This window comes from Oceanobacillus arenosus (assembly GCF_003369575.1).
Lineage (GTDB): Bacteria > Bacillota > Bacilli > Bacillales > Amphibacillaceae > Oceanobacillus > Oceanobacillus arenosus.
In genome coordinates, this window is the sequence record NZ_PIOC01000020.1 from 34,793 (window position 1) to 56,959 (window position 22,167).

Consider the following 22,167-nt stretch of genomic DNA (forward strand, 5'->3'; position numbering starts at 1 on the left):
TTAATATGAGTAAAATGCAGATTGTTAAGAAAACTTTAAGTACTAGGGTACAATTTCCAGTAAATTCTCTTTCGCATCAATTGATATTCCTTCATATATTTGTTATAATAAGTTGGTTTTATCATTTATGAGGGGGAAAATTTTTTTGTCAATTGAAATTGGTAGTAAAGTAAAAGGTAAAGTAACTGGTATCACAAATTTTGGAGCTTTCGTGGAATTAGCTGAAGGGAAAACAGGTCTTGTTCACATCAGTGAAGTCGCAGATAGCTACGTAAAGGATGTAAATGATCATCTAAAAGTAGGCGACGAAGTTGAGGTTAAAGTAATTGGTGAAAAAGAAGGAAAAATATCCCTTTCAATCAAAAAAGCTATTGACAAACCTGAAGGATATTCAAAACGCCCATCTCGTCCAAGAGATAATAAAGGCTCCAATGACTTTCGCTCTAAAGGAAACTTTAAGCCAAAAGAATCTTTCGAGGATAAAATGGCTAAATTCCTTAAGAATAGCGAGGAAAACTTATCTATCATCAAACGTAGTACCGAATCAAAACGAGGCGGTAGAGGCGGCAGACGCGGTTAATAATCCTTTTCTTAAGGAATATTATATTCTCTACTTTCAAGAGATTTCAAATAAAAAAGTAAAGACCCCAGCCTTCGAGGCATTGGGGTCTTTACTTTTAGTTCCATTTCTATTGTTTGTTGCGATGGTTATCATTTAAGAGGATATATGATTCTTTGTCTTTCCTCTAAAGAAACACAATTTATTTTCCCGAACTGCAATCAACATTGCTATTTCAGCCAATGGATTGTATATACTTTCTATCAAGAAACTAGCTACCCATCTTTCTTCTTGTTGCACTCGCTTTTTTCGTTTGTTGACTTTGCATTCGCTTTGTTGTGTTATCTAAGTTCTTTTTATTTTGGTTATTATGATCTGCCTGTGCTTGTTTTTTTCTTTCAAGCTGTTGTTGAATTATTTCCTGCATTGTCAATTTCTTTTCGTTAGACATTCATGTGTGCTCCTCTACGATATAGATTATCCTCTATTATATTACAAGCCATGGGGAGAAAGCTATTATTTTTACGGTGCCTTCCAGATTTTAATAGGATGCAGACATACAAAACCCCACTTCAACAATCGAAATGGGGAATTTTGTACGTACGCTTATAATACTTCATTATTATTTTGCTGTGCTTCCTGTACTTGTTGACGTGTATCATGTAGTTGTTCATATGCTTGTTGGAATTGTGGATTATTCGTAGCTTCACTGCCAGATTCGTTCTTCACATCCTGCAAGTGCTGTTCAACTTGTTGTAATTGCTGTTCTGCTTGCTGGAGCAGTCCTAAATCTGACCCTTGGGCCAAACGAACATTATCTTTCGCCTCATCGATTAATTGACTAGCCTGTTGTAGTTTTGAATGTAGATTATCATGTGCCATATTGTATCCTCCATTATCTCTAAATCCTGATAATTTTATTGTTCCACCCTCTTTTCTTAATATGTATCATATAATTGAAGTATTCTGTGCGATAGCATTTTGAATCAATACGTTGAACTTTTCTGTTTGAATTTCTTCTAATTTCGTGATTCGAATATGACGCATCTTTTTCCCTGTTCCTTCGAGCAGGGATTCTTCATCCTTTAGATTAGTCCCTAAATAAAACCCTAAATTCACATGCTTTTTGGAAGGTTGCAAATAGCAAACATTTCCATTCATACTATAAGATGGCTTTCCCCACTTGATTTCCTCTGTGAGATTTTCAGATGCTGCAAAGATGAGATTACGCAGACAGATTGTTATTTCTTGAATATCCGCTGGTAATGTGTTAATCAATTGATCAACTTCTTCGCTTTTGTTTAATGTCATTTATGAAACTCCTAAGGTATATTTTTAACAAATCATTGTTACTTTATTCACTTACTTTTTTTCCATGACTGCAAAATAATTTGCTTCCGGATCTGCGAAGTTAAACACTTTACCTCCTGGCATCACGACCATTTCCCCTAATGTAATATCTTTCTCCTTATAATCTTGATACAATGCTTCAAGATCATCCGTGTAAAAGATTAATGAAGGTGTGCCTAGATTCAAGGTTGGCTCCATTTCAGCCACTAATTTCTTATTTTGCAGAACGATGCTTGTCCCTGCTTCTTTTGATGGAGCAATTTCAATCCATCTCATCCCTTGTCCATTATCTTGCTCAGAAATGATCGTAAACCCTAATTTTTCTGTCCAAAATTTTAGTATCACATCTTGATCATTTACATACAACATAATCTGACCTACTTGATTAATCATCCACTTGTCCCCATTCCTACTCTATTTATTATTGATACTTCCTACTATTACACAATCCATTACACTTTGCCATAATAAAGGATGCTTTGTAAAAAATATGTTATATTTACAGCAAATTTACAAATAATTGTTATTTTTATTGTAAAATAGATAATAGGAACTATCTAACAAACAGTTTAAGTGCAAATTGATTTAACTTCAAATTGGAATTCGTCTCCGACTAAGTTTATTTCGGAGGTATTTCTATAGTTAATTATTGGGACAAATGTCCTATTCTGTTATACTAATATTTAGAGGCTACAGAGTAGCAATCGGGATGAATTGATACGATATTGGATTTACTTTCATGAATAGAAACCTAGATTTATCAAGTGCTAGACGCGTTAATATATGGAGTGGATTGTGAATGAACAAGATTATTGGGGAAATTGCTAGGAAAGTAACAATCGTTGCGCCTTCTATAAAATGTGAGGAGGTTTATGCAATATTTGAAAATCGTCCATCATTAGAAGGCATCTTAGTTTGTACGAATGATCAACCAATTGGTCTTGTCATGAGAACAAATTTCTTTCAAAAAATATCAATTAAATATGGATTTGATCTTTTTATGAAACGATCGATTGACCTTGTCATGAACCAGGAATTATTTACGGTTGACTACTCTACCTCGCTATCTGAGGTCAGTTCACTTGCGATGAATCGCAAACAGGGAAATCTTTACGACCATATCATCGTTCTCCAGCAAGGGCGTTTATTTGGCGTTGTTAGCATTCGTGAATTAATCATGAAGCTCTCCGAGTTGCAAATTAATATTGCCCGCTACTCGAATCCACTCAGCGGTTTACCAGGGAACCACATGATCGACGTAAAATTACAGGAGTATTTATCGTTTCAAGAATACACGGTGTTCTATATTGACATTGATTCCTTTAAGGCATTTAACGATACATATGGATTTAAAGAGGGCGATAATTTAATTAAAGAAACAGCGAATATCATTAACCACACCATTATGTCCACCCCAGATGATCCTTCATTTGTGGGGCATATTGGTGGCGATGATTTTATTGCCGTTATTCCTCACTACCATCATGAAGATCTATGTAATTTAATTATATCTCGTTTTGATGAGGCAGTATTACGCTTTTATTCAGAAGAAGATTTACGAAATGGCTATGTTCGAACCGCTAATAGAAATGGTGTAATTGAGAATATTCCTTTAGTAAGTTTATCGATTGCAGTCATACAAAACCGAAATATTTCGATCCAAACAGTGGAAGATTTAAGCAAACTTGCGGCAAATGTGAAAAAAGTTTGTAAGGCAAGAAATGGGAGTGTCTATGTAACGCTCGGAGAATAGAATAAATAGATAGGCATAAAAAAATGGGGCGCCTTCCGCCCCATTTTTCTATGCTGGTAACCTCATAACTACTAGCTAAACTGGTAGATAACCCTGACGCACTAATGGCAAGGTTCCCTTTATTAAATTAGGCTTCGGCTTTCCTAATGCATAACCCTGTCCCATATGTATACCCAATTGCTTAATACTTGTTAATTCTGAATTACTCTCGATTCCTTCTGCGATTACCTTTGTATCTGTTTTCCAAGCGAATTCTACTAATAGTTCTACAATATCCCGCTTTTCCGGATGGCTCTCAATCTGCCGAATAAGCGATCGATCAATTTTTATAAATTCAGGCTTTAAATGGATCAGTGTTTGCAGACTGTTGTAGCCTGTACCAGCATCGTCCACTGCAATTCTAAATCCTTGTTCACGGTAATGCTCAATCACTCTTTCAAACTGATTATAATTTACAATCGCTTCCTTCTCCGTAATTTCTAATACGATTTGATCAGGGGAAAGATTATGCTTTGTTAATAGTTCTAACGTGATCCCACTTTGATAATTAGGATCTGCCAACACTTGCGGTTGTATATTTAGGAATATTAATTGACTGCTATATTCCAGATTAGCATCAACCTGCTCCTTGTATCTTTCAAACGCAATATCGCGGATATACCTTTCCACCTGAAATACATAATTGCTGCTGGCAACATAATCATAAAATGTATCTGTTGTCGGAAAATAGCGCGTATTCTCTGGTCGATTCAACACCTCAAAGCCAACGGTTGAGCCATCCTGTATCGAAACAATTGGTTGAAATACCGTCGTAACCTTCTCAGATGTCAATAATCGTTGTACTTCTTCACTTTTCTTGAATTCTTGATAAATCGAATTCCAATTTGATTTTAAAAAACGTATAAAATTAAGCGTGCTATTTTGAGACATCATTTCACCTTTTAATAATAATTTTCAAGATTCCTTTTTCTTATTATAAAGCTTAATTATTAAGCCACATCCACTATAATTGTAAATTATTTGTAAAGTTGTGATTCAGCCTCTATATCTTCGCTGCCTAGAAAAAAGTTCCATTGATATTTTTTATAAAACTGCATATAATAAGAACAAACGTTCCTATTGGTGGTGAATCATATGGATTATTCTACTTATCCACGTAATGATGTGCTTTGTATTGATATGCGTTCCTTCTATGCAAGCATTGAAGCTGTTAAATTAGGACTCGATCCAATGAAAACAATGCTTGCGGTTGTCGGAGATCCAAATCGTTCAGGCAGTATTGTGCTTGCGGCATCCCCTGCCTTGAAGAAAAAGTATGGCATTAGCAATGTTAGTCGCTTTTTCGAATTACCTGATGACCCAGAAATCCATATTGTGCCTGCACATATGGCAGATTATTTGCGAGTCTCATTAGAAATTACGAAATTAATGAATAACTACGCTCCAAAAGAAGCAATTCATCCCTATTCCGTCGATGAAATTTGGGTAACCGTAAACGGATTAGAGAAACTCTTTGGCGATCGCTGGGAAATAGCTAGGAAAATCAAGCAAGATGTCATGGACAGCTTTGGGATTACTGCGGCTATTGGGATTGGCGACAATAAATTTCTTGCAAAAGTCGTCATGGATCTCCACGGAAAAAAGCAAGGGATCGCCGAATGCAAATATGAGGATGTCGAAGGAAAACTTTGGCCATTCCCTGTAGAAGCAATCTGGGGAATTGGTAGCAGGATGAAACAGAATCTGAATCGAATGGGCATCATCACGCTCGGTCAGCTCGCCAACTATAGCTTAGAACACCTTAAAAAGCGCTTTGGAATTATGGGTGAGCAATTGTATTGGCATGCTTGGGGAATTGATTTAAGCCCTGTTTTCGGTAATTTTACAAAATCAGAGCAAAAAGGTTTTGGTCACGGGATCGCCTTACTACGTGATTACTCCAAGGAAGAAGTGCCAACTTGCATTCTCGACCTTTGTGAAGAGGTTTGCCGCAGAACACGAACGGCGAATCAGGTGGGAAAAACCATTCATCTTGGTATCTCTTACTCAAAGGTAACAGGTGGTGGGGGATTCTCCCGTTCAAGGTCGATTGCAATTCCAACTAATGTGACGATGGATATTTATCATGTTTGCATGCAATTATTTAACGAATTTTACGATGGAAAAAGTATGATACGCCATGTCTATGTCACCTTAGACAATCTTTCTGAAAAAGGAGAAATACAGTTAGGTCTTTTCGAAGATCGTGCAAAAAAAACCGACATCGGCTATGTCATGGATTCGATTCGCGATCGGTTTGGTACAACCGCAATCCTACGTGCTTCTAGCTATACAGATGCTGGAATTACACTGGATCGAAGTAAGAAAATTGGCGGACATTATGCATAGCCCCTCTCTGCTTGAAATTTCACCTACTTAAAACATACCATAGACTAGAAGAAAATCTTCTAGTAAAATAGTACTGATACAGTTGTTGGTGAAGAGAGAGGTAAATTAGATGAACAACACAGTAAGCGTTGACGAAATAGAGCAACAACTAAAAAATACTGAATATGCATTAAATGTATCATCCATCGTCATCACGATAGATGATAATGGCAATATCCAAACTGTAAATGACAAGTTTTGTGAAATCTCCAAGTATAACCGTGATGAATTAATTGGCAGTAATTATCGTTTCATTATCGCTGCATACTATCCAGAAACGTTTTTTAATGATTTGGAGAGGATACTCCGTAAAGGAAATGTTTGGCACGGAGAATTGCATGGAATTACAAAAGATGGAAGCGATTATTGGGTAGACACGACAATGGTACCATTTCTAAATGGTAATGGTAGTCCACACCAATATATCGCCATCCTACATAATATTACAACTCGGAAGCAATATGAGACCTACATCGAATCGATGGCATACAATGATACGCTAACCCGCTTATCGAATCGAAATTATTTAAGTAAGTGGGCAGTGGAACATAAGATAGATGCTGATAAGATCATGACTGTGCTTTTTCTAGATCTTGATCGATTTAAATATATTAATGATAACTTTGGCCATGCAAACGGGGATTATGTCTTACAAGAAATCGCCAAACGATTACAGCAATGCCTTGGTGAATCTGATGTACTCATCAGACAGGGTGGCGATGAATTCATTATTATATTGGAAAACAATCAGTCTGATGAAGCAATCATTGATTTAGCTAAAAAGATATTACAACAGGTTAGCGTGCCAATCCAGCTTTTAGATAAACAGCTTTCGATTCATCTTAGCATCGGTATTTCTAGAGAAACGAATACGAAGGTCGTGCTTGACTCTACCAGCTTTATCGAATCGTTAATTAAAAAGGCGGATACGGCAATGCTGCTTGCAAAAAAACAAGGCGGCAATAATTATTGTATCAGTACACCGGAACAAAAGATAAAAATGGATCGGCTGTTTAATATCGAACTAGAAATTAAAGATGCATTAAAAAAGAACGAGTTTCATCTCGTATACCAGCCGCTTATTAATTTAAAGAATAACCAAATTGTTGGTGTCGAATCCTTATTACGCTGGTCCAATCAAACATTTGGCCTGGTTTCTCCAGGTGAATTTATTCCGATTCTAGAAAAAACAGGAGACATTGTAATCGTTGGCAAATGGATATTATGGACTGTCTGCAATCAAATGAAGCAGTGGCTGGAAAGTGGAACACTCTTACAAAAAATATCAGTAAATGTCTCCCCTATTCAATTTAGAGAAACGAATTTTATCGATGATTTACAAGAGATTCTAAACGAGACGCAATTAGATGCATCCTACTTAGAAATAGAAGTTACAGAAGGAACCATTCTAGAAATAAAAGATTCTGCAAAAACGTTAGAAGCATTACAAGGACTAGGTGTAAAAGTATCCATTGATGACTTCGGTACGGGTTATTCATCGTTAAGCTACTTAAAGCAACTACCAATCGACACGTTGAAAATTGATAAATCATTTATCGATGATTTAGATGCAGATGGTGAGATTATCGTCAACACGATTATTAATATGGGTAAAAACTTACGATTCCGCGTTATTGCAGAAGGCATCGAAAATAAACAACAGCTGGACTATTTAAAACAACAAAAATGCCATGAAGGGCAAGGCTATTATTTCAGCAAGCCGGTGGATAGTAAGGAAATTCAACGACTTTACCATAAAGTGAAACTTCATTAAGTAGGGGTCTTACAGCGTTAATTCGGGATAGACCCCAGTTGTACCTACTAAAAGTAATTTTACTTTACTTGCTTAAGTTCAACTATTTGTTTTAAGTATTATATTCATGTAAGCTAGAGATATATCGAATAAGAAAGCGTGTTTTATATGGGTATAATAATCGAAGTATGTGACTATAATTTACTTTCGGCAATGAAGCTTGAGGAAATCTTTAATCGTCCTGATATTGCTGTTATGAGTTATGATTGTATGAATTATTGTGGGATGTGCAGTATGGGCCCGTATGCCATGGTAAATGGAAAACGAGTATTTGGTAAAACCATTGATGACTGCATTTCCAAAATAAAAGTAGCCGTTGAGGAAGAATTACAAGAGCTTGATAACTTGTATTAACATTTATATATAAAGCTGGTATCACTCATCAAAAGAGAAATGCCAGCTTTTATTAATGATTGGCTATTTTCCTTTTTCTAATAGTACTGCAAAGTCCTCTGCTGGAATAGGTTTTGAATAAAGAAATCCTTGGATTGTCTCACAATTATAATCCTTTAAAACCTGGAGCTGCTCCTCCGTTTCTACCCCTTCCGCAACAACGGACATCTTTAAATGTTGCGCAAGCTCGATAATCACTTTCGTAATAAAATTGGATTCCGCTTCATCTGCAAAACTTAACTCACTAATGAAGGAACGATCCAATTTCAATGTATCAATCCTTCCTCTAAACCGATTTAAATAGGATAAGGATGAATATCCCGTTCCAAAGTCATCGAGGGAGATTCGCACCCCTAGGCTTCTTAGCTCATCAAGAATGGCAATTACCCCATGTTCGCTCTTTAATAAGGTAGACTCCGTAAATTCAATTTCTAAGTAGCTTGGATTAAGTTTCGTTTCTTTCAGTACCTGCCTAATGTTTTGTACCATATCACTTCCTAAAATCCGATCTGCAGTCAAATTAACGGAAATAGGGATTGCCCGTAATCCAGCATCCTGCCATGCTTTATTTTGTTTACAAGCAGTGAATTCTACCCATTTTTCTATTTCCGTAATAAGCCCTGTTTCTTCTGCCAAAGGAATAAAAACACCTGGTAATAGGAGACCCCTTTCTGGATGATTCCAACGAATTAAAGCTTCGACTCCAACAATTTCATTCCTATCCGAATTTACCTTTGGCTGGAAGAATAACTCTAACTGGTCCAGATTAATCGCGTTTCTTAAATCATTTTCCAATACAAGGGTATCATATGCAGCGGGATGCATCGCCGAGGAGTAGAATCGAAATGTATTTTTCCCACTTTCTTTCGCATCATGAAGCGCTGTATGTGCATGCATCATCATCGTCTCCGCATCCTCCGCATCAGTAGGAAAGATGCTAATCCCAATGCTAGTTGTAATTGTCAATTGATATCTATCAATGACAAACGGTTTTTGTAATGCTTTTAAAATTTGCTTGGATTGCTCCACTGCTTCTTGTTCGTCACCAGGGGTAAGCAATAAAATTGCAAATTCATCGCCAGCATTCATCCGTGCAATATACTGATGTGCTTTAAGAGATTGCTGAATTCTTATCGAGACCTGTTTAATAAATGCATCACCAAGCACATGTCCTAGTGAATCATTAATATATTTAAATCGATCTAAATCAAGGTAGAGAATTGCTACTTGCTGATTGGAATCTTTCCGTTCATCTAATTCAGCTTCTAGCTTTTTATCAAATGCCCGTCGATTCGGCAGGCCTGTTAAATAGTCGTGGTAGGTGATAAATTCATTTAATGCTTCTGTCCGTTTCTGTTCCGTCACATCATGAACGGTTCCAATGATCGTCCACTCATTTTGGTATATGAGCCGCATTGCATGTACTTCCACATCGATTTTATTTCCATCAGCATCGTGCAGTTGTAAGTATTGTGTCATTGCTTCTCTACCTGCAACTAGTCGATCAATCATTGATTTCAGCTTGCTTTTATTATCGTCATGCAGCAATTCCCATAAATTTTTATCATCGAGTGGTTCGTCAATCGCCATAAGCTCACGAAAGTATGCATTAGTATAAATGATTTTTTCATCTTGAATGATAAAGAAGCCGAATAGTGCTTGTTCAACGATACTTCTAAATTTCAGTTCCGTTTCCAGATATTCCTTCTCTATTTTTCGCTGCTCCGTTACATCCTGTGCAATTGCGAAGACACCAACAACTCTACCATCATTCAGTGCTGGCATCATCGATAAATAAATATTCAATATTTCTCCATCGCTACGAACAAACGCTGTATCAATATTTGCCAAACTACCGGATAGTGCTTGTCGCAGGGCATCCTTATATTTATCAATTTCATAGCTTGGGACAAAGTTCTCAACTGGTTGTAATACAAGCTCCTCCGCAGTATACTTTAGATTTTCCAAGGTGATATTATTCGCTTTAGCAATTATTCCTTCCCAATCGAGAAAGAATACCATGTCTGGATTATACTCAAACAATGTCTGATAAAATAAATCAACATCCCTGCATAATGTTGCTCCATGATTTTCTTTAGGTTTCTCATTTGAACACATCATACTTTCCCCCTCATTAAACATCAACTAGGAAAATATACTAATAATGATTTATTTCCGATAATACTAAATTCCTATATCAATAGTATAAAAGTGAGAAAATTTTCTGTCCAGTTAATAATCATTTACATTTAATGCTGCCAAATCATCTGTATCATCTCATCTAAGATCGATGGAATGATTTCAAATGCATTACGAATATGAAGACGTTCAGTCCGTTTATGTGCATCCTTGCCAAATGGGCCAATATTTAGGACAGGGGCACCAAGCTCCTGCATCTCGGCAAAGGGAATGGAGTAACTGTCCCCCCAAACCGGTGTATTCTCTTCATACGTCGCCCATCCAGCGCTTGTACCTTGATAATTAACATAACTAAGGTCACATAGTCCATTGAAAAAGTGAATGCGATTAATTGGCAGGTTAAATTCCGCTAGCGCTCTTTGCTTTACAAAATCAGTGCATGCTTCAACAAGCGCATTCCCAGTTGAACTCACCGCTGGATAATATGGTGGTGCAAATAAAATAATAATTGCTGGTGCTAGCTCCTGGCAATAAATCATAAGCTTATCTGCAATTCGCAGCGACTTCTCCCGCTCATCCCACCCCTCTTGAAATGCGATATCCGCTTTTATTTCTTCAATTAGTGATTTACCTAGCTTGTTTGTTGCATAATCCAGTAATTGCTTATAACGAATCACCTTTACATTCCCGATCGGTTCGACATGATTTTTCCTGCAGTGACGCTGATAGTCCTCATTGCATTTCTGTGCCGCCCTATTGGCAACGTTTTCATAAATATTAAACACATCCGCTGCACTACGTTTAAATGTAAAGATGTTATAAAGTGCAGAAGAGCGATATGGTGTCTGTGTCGAGTATTCCAGTCGCAAATCGGTTTGCTGCAATGTTACTGGTAATGGTGTCGTCTCACCTAATAGCGTTTCTTGAAAAGCATCATTCCATTCCATCTCCCTCGTTAAGTAAGAGGCAATATACGGTGATGTTAATCCACTAAGCGGCTCTCCCGCATGGGTTTCCTTTCCATAAAATAGTGCTGCCGCAAGTAGCTTGCCAATTGTTCCTGTATAGAGATAATGAGTATCGTCCTTTGGCTCTTGCGTAAACACAGGCTCACTATTTAAAAATAATGTATAGCTAAGCAGATACTTATCTTGTAATGCTAATAAAGCAGGAACAGCAGCACGCATGCCAGCGGAGTTAACCTCTTCATCCGGGACGGTTAATAATAATAGATTGATCGGCCACTTTTCGATACTTGCTTTTTCAATCAAGCGCATATGTAAGACTAGCCCCATCTTCATATCCATTGTCCCACGGCCAAATAAATACTCTCCAGATTGTAAATCATTCCGAACTTCTTCCGCGAACTCATCTTGATTGTCTTTCCAAATTTTCGTTAATTCCTCTGGCTGGGTTGCTAACGGTTCATAATCACCATATTCCTCTGTATTCACCGTATCAAAATGACTAATCAAACAAATCGTTTTCGTTGCATCAGGATGCTTGTATAATGCAGTTAGAAACTTTCTTCGTTGGTCGGCATCATGGAGTTCTAATTGATTCGGAAACTGCCCGAAATAAGCTAAATCCTGTAATTTTGCTTGCAATTTCACAGGAAATTCTCGTTCTCCCTCAGATAATGTCATGCTTTTCCAGCTGACCAATTCATTTAATAAATCTCTTAGCCCTTCTGGTGATTGCCATCTCGTATCTATCATATAAATCCCCCTATGATATAAGAAGAAAGTAGATCATCTTCGTTTACTGAAAATTATCACACATGCGACTCTTAATGTAAATATATGTGCTGCTTATTTAAGCAAATATAAAACCCGTTATGCTTCAAAAGCATAACGGGAAACGATTATTGAATCTTGATAATCCCTTCATCGCCAATTTCTACGGTACCTTGTTTCGTTAAGTTGACCGTTTCACCTTCTTGTAAATTCGTAAAAACAATTGGTGTTATGATCGATGGTGCATGTTCTTTCACATAATCTAAATCAACATTCAATATTGGTTGACCTTTTACTACCCTGTCATCTTGTACAACAAGTGCTTCAAAGCCTTTACCTTCTAATTTAACCGTATCAATTCCTACGTGAATCAATATTTCTCTGCCTGCATCTGACTCAATGCCAATTGCGTGTTTTGTTGGGAATAGATTTACTATTTTTCCATCTACTGGTGACACAATCGTACCATGTGTAGGGGCAATTGCAAAACCGTCACCCATCATTTTCCCTGAGAATACAGGATCTGGAACCTCACTGATTGGTTTGATTTCACCTGTAACCGGAGAAACAAAAACCTCTTCTCTTACTGAAGCATTCAAAGGTTTCTCTGTTTTTTCAAGTTTCTTTTCTACTTTACGTGGCGTCTTTCCTGCCATAATATCTTGCATTTGACTCTTAATAATCTCTGAACGTGGTCCAAAGATAGCTTGGATATTATCTCCAACCTCTAATACTCCAGAAGCACCTAGTTTTTTCAGACGTGCTTTATCCACATCACTTTGACTATTAACAGACACACGAAGTCTCGTAATACATGCATCTAAATGAGCAATATTTTCTTGTCCACCCATCGCTTCTAATACTTGAGCTGGTAAGCTATTTTGATCGATAGCTACACCTTCATTATCTTCATCATCCGTATCTACTTCACGACCTGGTGTCATAAGATTGAACTTCTGAATCATGAAACGGAAAATAACATAATAAATGACTCCAAATACGAGTCCGGCAATAATTGCAAGCCACCATGGTTCTTGACCTGGTAATATTCCAAATAATAGGAAGTCAATTCCACCACCTGAGAATGTGTACCCTATATTAACACTAAGGAACGTCATGAGTACAAAGGATAATCCATCAAGCACCGCATGAATAAAGAATAAAATGGGTGATACAAACATAAATGAGAATTCAAGCGGTTCGGTAATCCCTGTTAAGAAGGAAGTCAACGCACCCGAACCAAGTAAACCTGCAACCAGTTTTTTCCTTTCTGGTCGTGCAGTGTGATACATTGCTAGTGCCGCCGCCGGAAGCCCGAACATCATGATTGGGAATTCGCCAGCCATGAAATTACCAGCTGTTATTTCTACCCCATCTTTAAGCTGTGCGAAGAAAATAGTCATATCCCCGCGAACAAGCTCACCTGCTGCCGTTGTATAAGAGCCAAATTCATACCAGAATGGCGCATGGAATATATGATGCAAACCAAATGGTATTAATAATCGTTTAATAAATCCGAAGAAGAATACTGCAAAATATGTCCCTTCTTCAATTAACCAAAGGGATGCCGAGTTCATAGCATCTTGAACAGTTGGCCAAATAATTAACATTAAGAGACCTGCAATAAATGAAAATGCAGCTGTCGCAATCGGTACAAATCGCTTCCCTGCAAAGAATCCTAAGAATGATGGCATTTCAATATCATGAAAACGATTATAGGCATAGGCCGCAATCAACCCAATGATAATCCCACCAAATACACCTGTTTGCAGAGTAGGAATTCCTAATACACTCGCATATCCAGGATCAGATGCAACAGTATCGGCCGAGAGTCCCAACCATGATCCCATTACTTGATTCATTACTAAGTAACCAACCAATGCAGCAAGTGCGGCTGCACCATCACCTGCTAGTCCAATCGCAACACCAACCGCAAAGATGAGTGCTAAATTACTAAAAATAATGTTTCCAGCGTCTTCCATTACTCGAGCAACTAATTGAAGCCAATCTGCCTCAAGAAATGGGAGAAGTTGCAGCATCGCATCTTGTTGTGCAGCATTTCCTAATCCTAAAAGTAAACCAGCTGCAGGCAACATGGCGACAGGAAGCATTAATGCTTTACCTAATTTTTGTAAAACCCCAAAAAATCTCTTCCACATCGTGAAGAACCTCCTCTAAGTATTTTTTAGCTGATTAAGTTCATGTACAAAAGACCAAATAAAAACAGGCATAAGCAAAGAAAAGAACTGAAAAGGAACATGGGAACCACTCCCATATTTACACCATTCAATATCCTTCCTTACTTATGCCTGATCGAATCAGTAACACGTAAAGATATAATTGCTATTTATTCTTTTGTAAGCGCTGAAGATGCATCGTTAAATAAACCGTTTCTGCCTCATATACATGCTTCTTCAAATACTGCTGCATAATCTTAATCAGCTTCCATGACAGATTATAACATAAAGGGTATTCATGTTTCAACAAATTTCCGATTTTTTCTGGTTCTTCCGACTTTTCCCCCTGGACAACACGTTCAATTGTAAATCGTAAATGCCGAACAAGCCTCATATAATCCAGACTCTCTTTATCGAGAGTAAGATTAAGTCCTTCTTCTATTACATTAATTAAATGCGTGACAAGCTGTGAATGTTTATTCACTTCGCCAAGATCTTTATTCATCAATGCACTATGAATATGAAGCGTAATAAAACCCACTTCTCCTTCCGGAAGATAAATGCCCGTTTTTTCACCAATTAATTCGACAACTTCCTTTGCCAATTCCTGCTCATATGGATAAAGGGTAACGGTTTCAGTTAAAAAAGGATTATTAATCGTAAATCCCGCTCGAACCCGTTCCAATGCAAATAATAAATGATCGGTTAATCCGATATGAATATGTTCATTTAAATTTCCGGAAGCACGTTTACTAATATGTTCAATTGCTTCGATAATCACACTTTGAAGGTCTTCATCCATCTTCGGTATTAATTTTTTATATTGTTCTTGTTCCTTTGCACTTTTTACTACGAATACTTTATCCGCTTCATCTATGGAAAGCTGTTCATCCCTTTTTCGATTATAGCCAATGCCGTTACCAATTAAAATGACCTCCCCATCCTCTTGATGGTTGGCCATCACGACATTATTATTTAGCGCTTTAATAATTGTTGCCGCTGCCAATTTATTTCCCCCTACAACATACAGAAATACTGCTCGATTATTTTATATGCATTTTTATTCAAAATCCCTTTGTATAATAGCATATAATGTTCAAGCAGTATATGCTAGGAAAAAGTTTTGCATTGGTGATGTAGTCGTGTTCATTCTAATTTAATTTTTCTCATGACAGATTCCCTCATGTCTCTGTCGATTCTCCCCGAATTCGTTTGACTATCATTGGCAAAATAGATTTCCGCCAATAACCAGATCCATATTCTATTCCCTATCCAGAGGTTGACCCACGAATCACTAACTCAGATCTAGAATCATACATTTAACCTCCTTACCTCTTATGCAGGAGGAAGCTCATGAATGTAATGGATTACACGAATATTATGGAAAATCTCTCCATAATATACATTTCTATAATTTCATATTATCTAGTTTGAATCATTATAAGATAAAACATAGGAGACTTATCTATCTCCTATGTTTACTTATGAGAATATATCTTCTATAGCTTAAATCTACTTACCCTGGCATTTAACTCTTCCGCTAATTTCGCAAGTTCCTCAGAACTTCCTGCAACCTCTTCCATTGAACTAGATATTTGCTGCGATGCTGCAGAGGTTTCTTCAACACCTGCAGACGCTTCCTCGGAAACAGATGCAATCTCTTCAATAAAGCCATTCATTTCTTGACTACTTGCTGCTATATCTGCTAAATTGCTAGATACTACTTTTATGTTGTTCGCCATTTTCGTAACAGCTTGATTAATTTGACTAAACGTTTCGCTTGTCTCTATTATTTGCCTTGTACCTTCTTCAACCTCTTTATATCCACCTTGCAGTGAGTCAGATACTTTGGTAGATTCTGTTTGTATATTATTCACTAAATCAGTAATATCTGTTATCGACTCTGATACTTGCTCAGCTAATTTCCGAACTTCATCCGCAACAACAGCAAATCCTTTTCCATGTTCGCCAGCCCTTGCTGCTTCAATTGCTGCGTTTAATGCTAATAAATTAGTCTGTGCAGCAATATCCTGAATAACGGAAACTAATTTCGATATGCTTTGCGAATGAACGTCCAACCCTTGAACCTTAACAACTGATTCTTGAACTATTTGATCAATTCTGGCCATCTGCTCTTTTGATGAGCTCATTAACTGTGTCCCTTTATTTGTCATGTTAATTACTTTATCTGAAGCGTTATGTACTGTTTGGCCGTTTTCATTCGCTTCTCCAACCTTCGTTGTAAATGTTCCCATTATAGAGGACAAATCACTTGCACTGTTTGCTTGTGTTTCTGAACCAGTCGCCAATTCCTGCATGGTGATAGCCACTTGTTCCGAACCAGTTTTTACCTCATTAGCTGATTGCGTTAATTCTTCGCTATGGCCAGCAATCATTTCAGAAGCCCTGGAAATATGGCTTAGCATGTCCTTCAATTTCTCTTGCAGAAGGTTCATTTCCATTGCTAACTGACCTGTTTCGTCTTTCGATTTTATTTGTAGGGCTTCTCCTGTTAAGTTACCGGTACCTATTAATTTCATCCGTTCCATAACCATTTTAATTGGCTTTGTAATCGTAGTAGAAGTATATAGAGCCACAATGATGCTAAATATTATGACTAAGATAGTGATAACATTTCCAATAACTACAGAAGTTTGCCCACTGCTTATAACATTTTGTTCAATATCCATAATCTTAGATTCCCGTTCACTCGCTATTCCTTCATAACTCGAAATTAATTCTCTTACTAACGGTGTCGTTTTTTCTAAATTGCCAAGTGCTAACTCTGTATCCCCGTTATCAAATACATCCAGAACTTTTCGCTCTACATCAGTAATCCATTGCGTAGTTTTATCCAAGACATCTGCAGAACTACCTAGTTCTCTGGCCGATTCTATATATTCAAGAACTAGTGACTTATGTTCATTAAAAGTATCCCTGTATGTTTCCCCATCAGATAAAACATACCCACGTGTTGTCGCGACCAATGCCGATATTTCATAATTTAAACGTTCATCGATGATTAATAATGGTAATTCCTCATTTGTAATATATTCCGCACTATTATTAGCTTTATCCATTACTGCATAGTTATAAATGCCCTGTATAATCACAAGTAAAACTACTAATGAAAAACCAAATATTATTTTTGCTTTAATACTTTTAAGATTTAATCGCCTTTTCATAATAATTTCTTTCTACTCCTTTTTTGATCATCCAATTTCTGTAAACAGTAATAAAGACCTAGTATTTATGATAATCTTTCCCTTACTAACGAGACATAGACCTAGATTATTATAACCTATCATTCTAGAATTACCATAGGCTGTGAAATATTCCACAAATTACTAATATTGGATATTACACAAATAACTATTATAATTAGACTAAATTTGTGGGAGTTGAATGACAGTGCACTAAAAAAAGAAGTAAGCGCTCCACTGTCCAAGGTTAGCGATTACTTCTAAGAAAATAATATACAATGCTGGACAACTGCTCTTTATGCAGTTAGTTGCTTGTGCCAGGTGTTGGCGCTACTCGGCACCTCAAGATTATTAAATAAACTTTTCGCTCATAGCAAATGTCTCAATGCGCTCGCCAATTTCATCACGAACACGCTGAAATACCTCCCATACTTCCTCTTCAGTTCCTTCAGCTTTTGCTGGATCATCGAAGCCCCAATGCTCGCGTCTAACATGTATTGGTGTCATTGGACAACGATCAGCTGCATCCCCGCAGAGCGTAACGGCCATTGTTGCATTGTTTAAGTACTCGGTATCAATCATTTCGGATTGTTGTTTCGAGATATCAAGCCCAATCTCGTTCATGGCCTTCACAGCTTTAGGATTCAATCCATGTGCTTCAATTCCTGCACTTCTAATTTCCCATTCATTGCCGAGATATTTTTTTGCCCAGCCCTCTGCCATTTGACTTCTGCAAGAATTCCCTGTACATAAGAAATAAATCGTTTTTTTAGCCATAAGTCCATCTCCTTAAAAAATAAGTAATGTTAGGTATAATCCTAATAACGTAATGAAAAGAATCGGAATCGTTAATAATATTCCTGTTTTAAAATAAGTGCCCCATGAAATTTTGATACCTTTTGTTGACAAGACATGGAGCCATGCTAGGGTTGCTAGTGAACCGATTGGCGTAATTTTTGGACCTAGATCAGATCCAATAACATTACTATAAATTAATGCTTCGCCAATCATTCCAGTAGCATTGGTCTCGGCAATGGCCAAGGCATCAATCATAACCGTTGGCATATTATTCATCACTGATGATAAGAATGCCGCAATAAAGCCCATTGCCATTGTAGAGATGAATAACCCTTGTTCCGCTGCTGCTTGTATAACTGTTGCTAGTAATGTCGTAAGTCCTGCTTCTCCTAAGCCATATACAACTACATACATACCAATGGAAAAGAAAACAATATTCCATGGTGCTCCTTTTAGAACCACTTTAGTATTGACAGCATCACTACGTCTAGCCATGATTAGAAAGAAAATTGCAACCGCACCCGCTACAAAAGAAACAGGAATTTTAGTGGATTCACTTGAAAAATAACCAATTAATAATATGGCAAGTACATACCAAGATAAGCGAAACATTCTAGGGTCACGAATTACTGTCCGTGGTTCATGTAATTTTGATAAATCGTATTGATTTGGTATACTCTTCCGGAAATAAAGGAATAACACGATTATCGTTACGATTAGTGAAAATAGGTTTGGAATAATCATTCTTGACGCATATTCAACAAATCCAATATTAAAGAAGTCTGCTGATACAATATTTACTAGATTACTTACTACAAATGGAAGTGAAGTAGTATCGGCAATAAATCCACTCGCCATAATAAATGGGAAAATCATCTTTTCTGAAAAATCCAGATTGCGGACCATCGCTAGGACAATCGGTGTTAATATTAACGCTGCTCCATCATTTGCAAATAAAGCAGCCACAATTGCACCTAAAATGCTAATATAGATGAACATTTTTACCCCATTGCCTTTTGCAACTCGCGCCATATGTAGGGATGCCCATTCGAATAAACCAATTTCATCTAAGATCAAGGAAATGAGAATAATTGCTACAAAAGATAGGGTCGCATTCCAAGTTATCCCAATTACGTCCATAACATCACTAAAATCAACCACACCGGCTAATAAAGCAAGTATAGCTCCACCGATCGCAGACCAGCCGATTGATAGTCCTTTTGGCTGCCAAATAACTAATGTAAGTGTTACTAAAAAAATAAATATTGCTAATATAAGTGATAGTGACAAAATACGTTCCCCCGATTAACAACAAGAAATGCGTGTACCATTCTTTTCAAGTTCTATTATTTTTAAATCCTGGTTAGGCAGTTGATCAAGCACTTGTTGTAAAAATGAATATTCACCACTATATTTATTAATGGAATAAAAGATCCACTGTCCCTTTCGTTCCTCTTGAACCAATCCTAAGTCCTTTAATTTTCGCAGATGTTGACTTATCGCAGGTTGACTCATTTGAAAAATCTCGACAAATTCGCATACACAGCAAGCATGTCGATCGAGTATCTTCAACATCGTCAAACGCGTCTGATCACCTAGTAATTTTAAGATTAAAGCTGCTTTATCCATTTCGATTGCAGTTTCCACCAATATCAATGCCTCCCCTTTTTCTATATTATCATATAATGATTTGCTTATATATTCAAGTTAACTTTTTAATATAATCTAACTTATCCTCTGGTTACAATTCTCCTTTAGATATAGGAAATCAGCTTTTGTTATTATGAAGCTACAACATCATAGCCTTGTTCTGATTCCGTCTGAGGTGTCGTTGGTTGTTCAGCTTTGGATTGGATAATCAATTCTCCCTTTACGTATGAATTCCATATTTTGGAACATAATAAAAACATCATTCAACACATAATGGAGGAATTATTAATGGCGCAAAACGAGCAATCTTTTTCAGAGCATCCTAAGTCCTATTGGCGAGATTTTATCAATTTCCCAAAATTTCCTAGACTAACTCAGGATATTGAAGTGGATGTGGCAATTGTTGGTGGGGGAATTACCGGAATTACTTCTGCCTATCTATTAGCAAACGAAGGATTAAAGGTTGCCATCTTGGAAGCCGATCAGTTAATGAATGGAACTACAGGACATACTACAGCCAAAATCACAGCACAGCATGATCTTATCTATGATGAGTTCATTACGAATATTGGGAAAAGCAAGGCAAGGCTCTATTACGAGGCAAATATTGAAGCCCTAGATTTCATCAAAAAAACAGTTAAGGAGCATAATATTGATTGCGACTTTAGCATGGAAGATGCTTATCTATATTCAACAACAGATGAGTATGCGGAAAAAATAAAAAAGGAAGCGAAAGCGTATGAAACGTTAAGCATTGCTGGGGAATTGGTTGAAACGATCCCCTTAGATATACTAATTAAAAATGCACTTATTATGAAAGATCAGGCACAGTTTCATCCAATTAAATATCTTCTTCATCTTGTCGAAATCATCAAACAAAAGGGTGGGCTTATTTTTGAAAACACAGCAGCTGTAAATGTTGAAACAGGAAAACGACCGACCGTCCTTACTCGCGATGGTTCACGTGTCAGTGCTAAACACGTACTTGCCTGTACCCATTTTCCGTTTTATGAGGGCCTAGGGCTCTACTCTACCAGATTACATGCGGATCGATCGTATGTACTGGCAGCAAAACCGAAAAAGGCATTTCCAGGTGGAATGTTTATTAGCGCAGACCAGCCTACCCGATCACTACGTTCCGTGAAGATCAATGGGCAAAATATGGTACTTATCGTTGGTGAAAGTCATAAGACAGGTCAGGGCGAGAAAACGATGAAACATTATGAAGCTCTTGAAGCCTTTGGTCAGCAGGTTTTTGGTCTTGAATCCATCCCCTATTATTGGTCTGCACAAGATTTAGTCACTTTAGATAAAGTACCATATATTGGTGAATTAACGTCTGGTCAGCCGAATATATTAATTGCTACTGGATTCAGGAAATGGGGCATGACAAATGGAACAGCTGCTGCACTTCTATTTCGGGATATTATTTTGGATAGAAAGAATAACTTTAAGAGTTTATACACGCCGTCTAGATTTATCGCAAATCCAAGTCTAAAAAATTTCTTAGTTGAGAATGCAAATGTCGCTACACATTTAATTAAAGGGAAACTTGAAATGACCAATATCAATCCAGAAACCTTAGCTAATGACGAAGGAGCAGTTATTACTATTAAAGGTGAGAGAAAAGGTGCATATAAGGACATGGAGGGACAGCTACATATTGTGGACACTACTTGTACACATGTTGGCTGTGAAGTTGAATGGAATAATGGCGACCGTTCTTGGGATTGTCCTTGTCACGGTTCTAGATTTTCCTATACTGGTGAAGTACTGGAAGGCCCAGCAGAAAAACCTTTGCAAAAATATGATTATAAAATGATTGATAATCTAACCTCTGAGGATTCTGGGTATTAAATCAAAAAAACGGTTGGAATAATGGATCTTCAAGATAAGAATAATAGCGTAAGTGCCCGTTTAGCGACATAGGGAGGTGAGGAAAACCTCGCTTCAGCTTTAGAGATGGAGCTAAACTTGGCATTTTTGCGAAATAATGAACCACAGCCCCTTCTTTTATAACTTTCTTAACAAAAAAAAACACTAAGGATATGATTATTCATAGCCTTAGTGTTTTTTTTGCTTAGCCTGGCGGCGTCCTACTCTTGCAGGGACAAAGTCCCAACTACCATCGGCGCTGAAGAGCTTAACTACTGTGTTCGGGATGGGAAC

The 22,167-nt window shown here is 37.2% G+C and carries 19 protein-coding genes and 1 rRNA gene; 6 read left to right on the top strand and 14 right to left on the bottom strand.

Annotated features, from left to right (window positions below; all coding sequences use genetic code 11):
• The first annotated feature begins 145 nt into the window (after window positions 1–145).
• Window positions 146–580 (top strand): S1 domain-containing RNA-binding protein, encoded by a 435-nt coding sequence (locus tag CWR48_RS14295; RefSeq protein WP_115773953.1) that lies wholly within the window; start codon window positions 146–148, stop codon window positions 578–580.
• Window positions 581–830: 250 nt separating this feature from the next.
• On the opposite strand, the gene CWR48_RS14300 is transcribed toward CWR48_RS14295, so the two are convergent.
• The 4 genes from CWR48_RS14300 to CWR48_RS14315 all read right to left on the bottom strand — a co-directional run bounded on the left by CWR48_RS14300 (window position 831) and on the right by CWR48_RS14315 (window position 2,302).
• Window positions 831–1,010 (bottom strand): hypothetical protein, encoded by a 180-nt coding sequence (locus CWR48_RS14300; protein WP_115773954.1) that lies wholly within the window; start codon window positions 1,008–1,010, stop codon window positions 831–833.
• A 155-nt stretch (window positions 1,011–1,165) separates the two neighbouring features.
• A complete protein-coding gene (locus CWR48_RS14305; RefSeq protein WP_115773956.1) occupies window positions 1,166–1,441 on the bottom strand; it encodes a hypothetical protein in 276 nt (91 codons plus the stop codon).
• Between the two features lie 66 nt (window positions 1,442–1,507).
• A complete protein-coding gene (locus CWR48_RS14310) occupies window positions 1,508–1,870 on the bottom strand; it encodes a DUF1801 domain-containing protein (RefSeq protein ID WP_115773957.1) in 363 nt (120 codons plus the stop codon).
• A 51-nt stretch (window positions 1,871–1,921) separates the two neighbouring features.
• Window positions 1,922–2,302, bottom strand: coding sequence for a VOC family protein (locus CWR48_RS14315; RefSeq protein ID WP_115773960.1), 381 nt, complete (start codon window positions 2,300–2,302; stop codon window positions 1,922–1,924).
• 406 nt (window positions 2,303–2,708) lie between these two features.
• Between CWR48_RS14315 and CWR48_RS14320 the strand changes: the two genes are divergently transcribed.
• Window positions 2,709–3,662, top strand: a complete 954-nt coding sequence (locus tag CWR48_RS14320) for a GGDEF domain-containing protein (protein WP_115773962.1) — start codon at window positions 2,709–2,711, stop codon at window positions 3,660–3,662.
• A gap of 75 nt (window positions 3,663–3,737) precedes the next feature.
• Here the strand turns inward: CWR48_RS14320 and CWR48_RS14325 are convergent, their stop codons facing one another.
• Window positions 3,738–4,595: an EAL domain-containing protein gene (locus CWR48_RS14325; protein ID WP_115773963.1), complete on the bottom strand. Its 858-nt coding sequence runs from the start codon at window positions 4,593–4,595 to the stop codon at window positions 3,738–3,740.
• 201 nt (window positions 4,596–4,796) lie between these two features.
• Between CWR48_RS14325 and CWR48_RS14330 the strand changes: the two genes are divergently transcribed.
• The 3 genes from CWR48_RS14330 (at window position 4,797) to CWR48_RS14340 (ending at window position 8,256) form a co-directional block, all read left to right on the top strand.
• On the top strand, window positions 4,797–6,050 hold the full coding sequence (locus CWR48_RS14330) for a DNA polymerase IV (protein WP_115773965.1): 1,254 nt from the start codon (window positions 4,797–4,799) through the stop codon (window positions 6,048–6,050).
• 109 nt (window positions 6,051–6,159) lie between these two features.
• Window positions 6,160–7,863 (top strand): putative bifunctional diguanylate cyclase/phosphodiesterase, encoded by a 1,704-nt coding sequence (locus tag CWR48_RS14335; RefSeq protein WP_115773967.1) that lies wholly within the window; start codon window positions 6,160–6,162, stop codon window positions 7,861–7,863.
• Window positions 7,864–8,010: 147 nt separating this feature from the next.
• On the top strand, window positions 8,011–8,256 hold the full coding sequence (locus CWR48_RS14340) for a YuzB family protein (protein ID WP_115773968.1): 246 nt from the start codon (window positions 8,011–8,013) through the stop codon (window positions 8,254–8,256).
• 63 nt (window positions 8,257–8,319) lie between these two features.
• Here the strand turns inward: CWR48_RS14340 and CWR48_RS14345 are convergent, their stop codons facing one another.
• The 8 genes from CWR48_RS14345 to CWR48_RS14380 form a co-directional block, all read right to left on the bottom strand.
• Window positions 8,320–10,416, bottom strand: a complete 2,097-nt coding sequence (locus tag CWR48_RS14345; RefSeq protein WP_170140777.1) for a bifunctional diguanylate cyclase/phosphodiesterase — start codon at window positions 10,414–10,416, stop codon at window positions 8,320–8,322.
• A 128-nt stretch (window positions 10,417–10,544) separates the two neighbouring features.
• A complete protein-coding gene (locus CWR48_RS14350) occupies window positions 10,545–12,152 on the bottom strand; it encodes a M20/M25/M40 family metallo-hydrolase (protein WP_115773971.1) in 1,608 nt (535 codons plus the stop codon).
• Between the two features lie 146 nt (window positions 12,153–12,298).
• Window positions 12,299–14,329 (bottom strand): glucose-specific PTS transporter subunit IIBC, encoded by a 2,031-nt coding sequence (ptsG, locus tag CWR48_RS14355; RefSeq protein WP_115773973.1) that lies wholly within the window; start codon window positions 14,327–14,329, stop codon window positions 12,299–12,301.
• A 184-nt stretch (window positions 14,330–14,513) separates the two neighbouring features.
• Window positions 14,514–15,353 (bottom strand): glucose PTS transporter transcription antiterminator GlcT, encoded by an 840-nt coding sequence (glcT, locus tag CWR48_RS14360; protein WP_115773975.1) that lies wholly within the window; start codon window positions 15,351–15,353, stop codon window positions 14,514–14,516.
• Between the two features lie 493 nt (window positions 15,354–15,846).
• On the bottom strand, window positions 15,847–17,532 hold the full coding sequence (locus CWR48_RS14365; RefSeq protein ID WP_115773977.1) for a methyl-accepting chemotaxis protein: 1,686 nt from the start codon (window positions 17,530–17,532) through the stop codon (window positions 15,847–15,849).
• Between the two features lie 369 nt (window positions 17,533–17,901).
• Window positions 17,902–18,327, bottom strand: a complete 426-nt coding sequence (gene arsC, locus CWR48_RS14370; RefSeq protein WP_115773979.1) for an arsenate reductase (thioredoxin) — start codon at window positions 18,325–18,327, stop codon at window positions 17,902–17,904.
• Between the two features lie 12 nt (window positions 18,328–18,339).
• Entirely contained in the window at window positions 18,340–19,638 is a 1,299-nt protein-coding gene (locus CWR48_RS14375) for an arsenic transporter (protein ID WP_115773981.1), read from the bottom strand.
• Window positions 19,639–19,653: 15 nt separating this feature from the next.
• Entirely contained in the window at window positions 19,654–19,998 is a 345-nt protein-coding gene (locus CWR48_RS14380) for an ArsR/SmtB family transcription factor (RefSeq protein WP_115773983.1), read from the bottom strand.
• A gap of 288 nt (window positions 19,999–20,286) precedes the next feature.
• Between CWR48_RS14380 and CWR48_RS14385 the strand changes: the two genes are divergently transcribed.
• Window positions 20,287–21,855 (top strand): FAD-dependent oxidoreductase, encoded by a 1,569-nt coding sequence (locus CWR48_RS14385; protein ID WP_115773984.1) that lies wholly within the window; start codon window positions 20,287–20,289, stop codon window positions 21,853–21,855.
• Window positions 21,856–22,081: 226 nt separating this feature from the next.
• Here the strand turns inward: CWR48_RS14385 and rrf are convergent.
• Window positions 22,082–22,167: ribosomal RNA gene (gene rrf / locus CWR48_RS14390) — 5S ribosomal RNA — on the bottom strand; the annotation flags it as partial.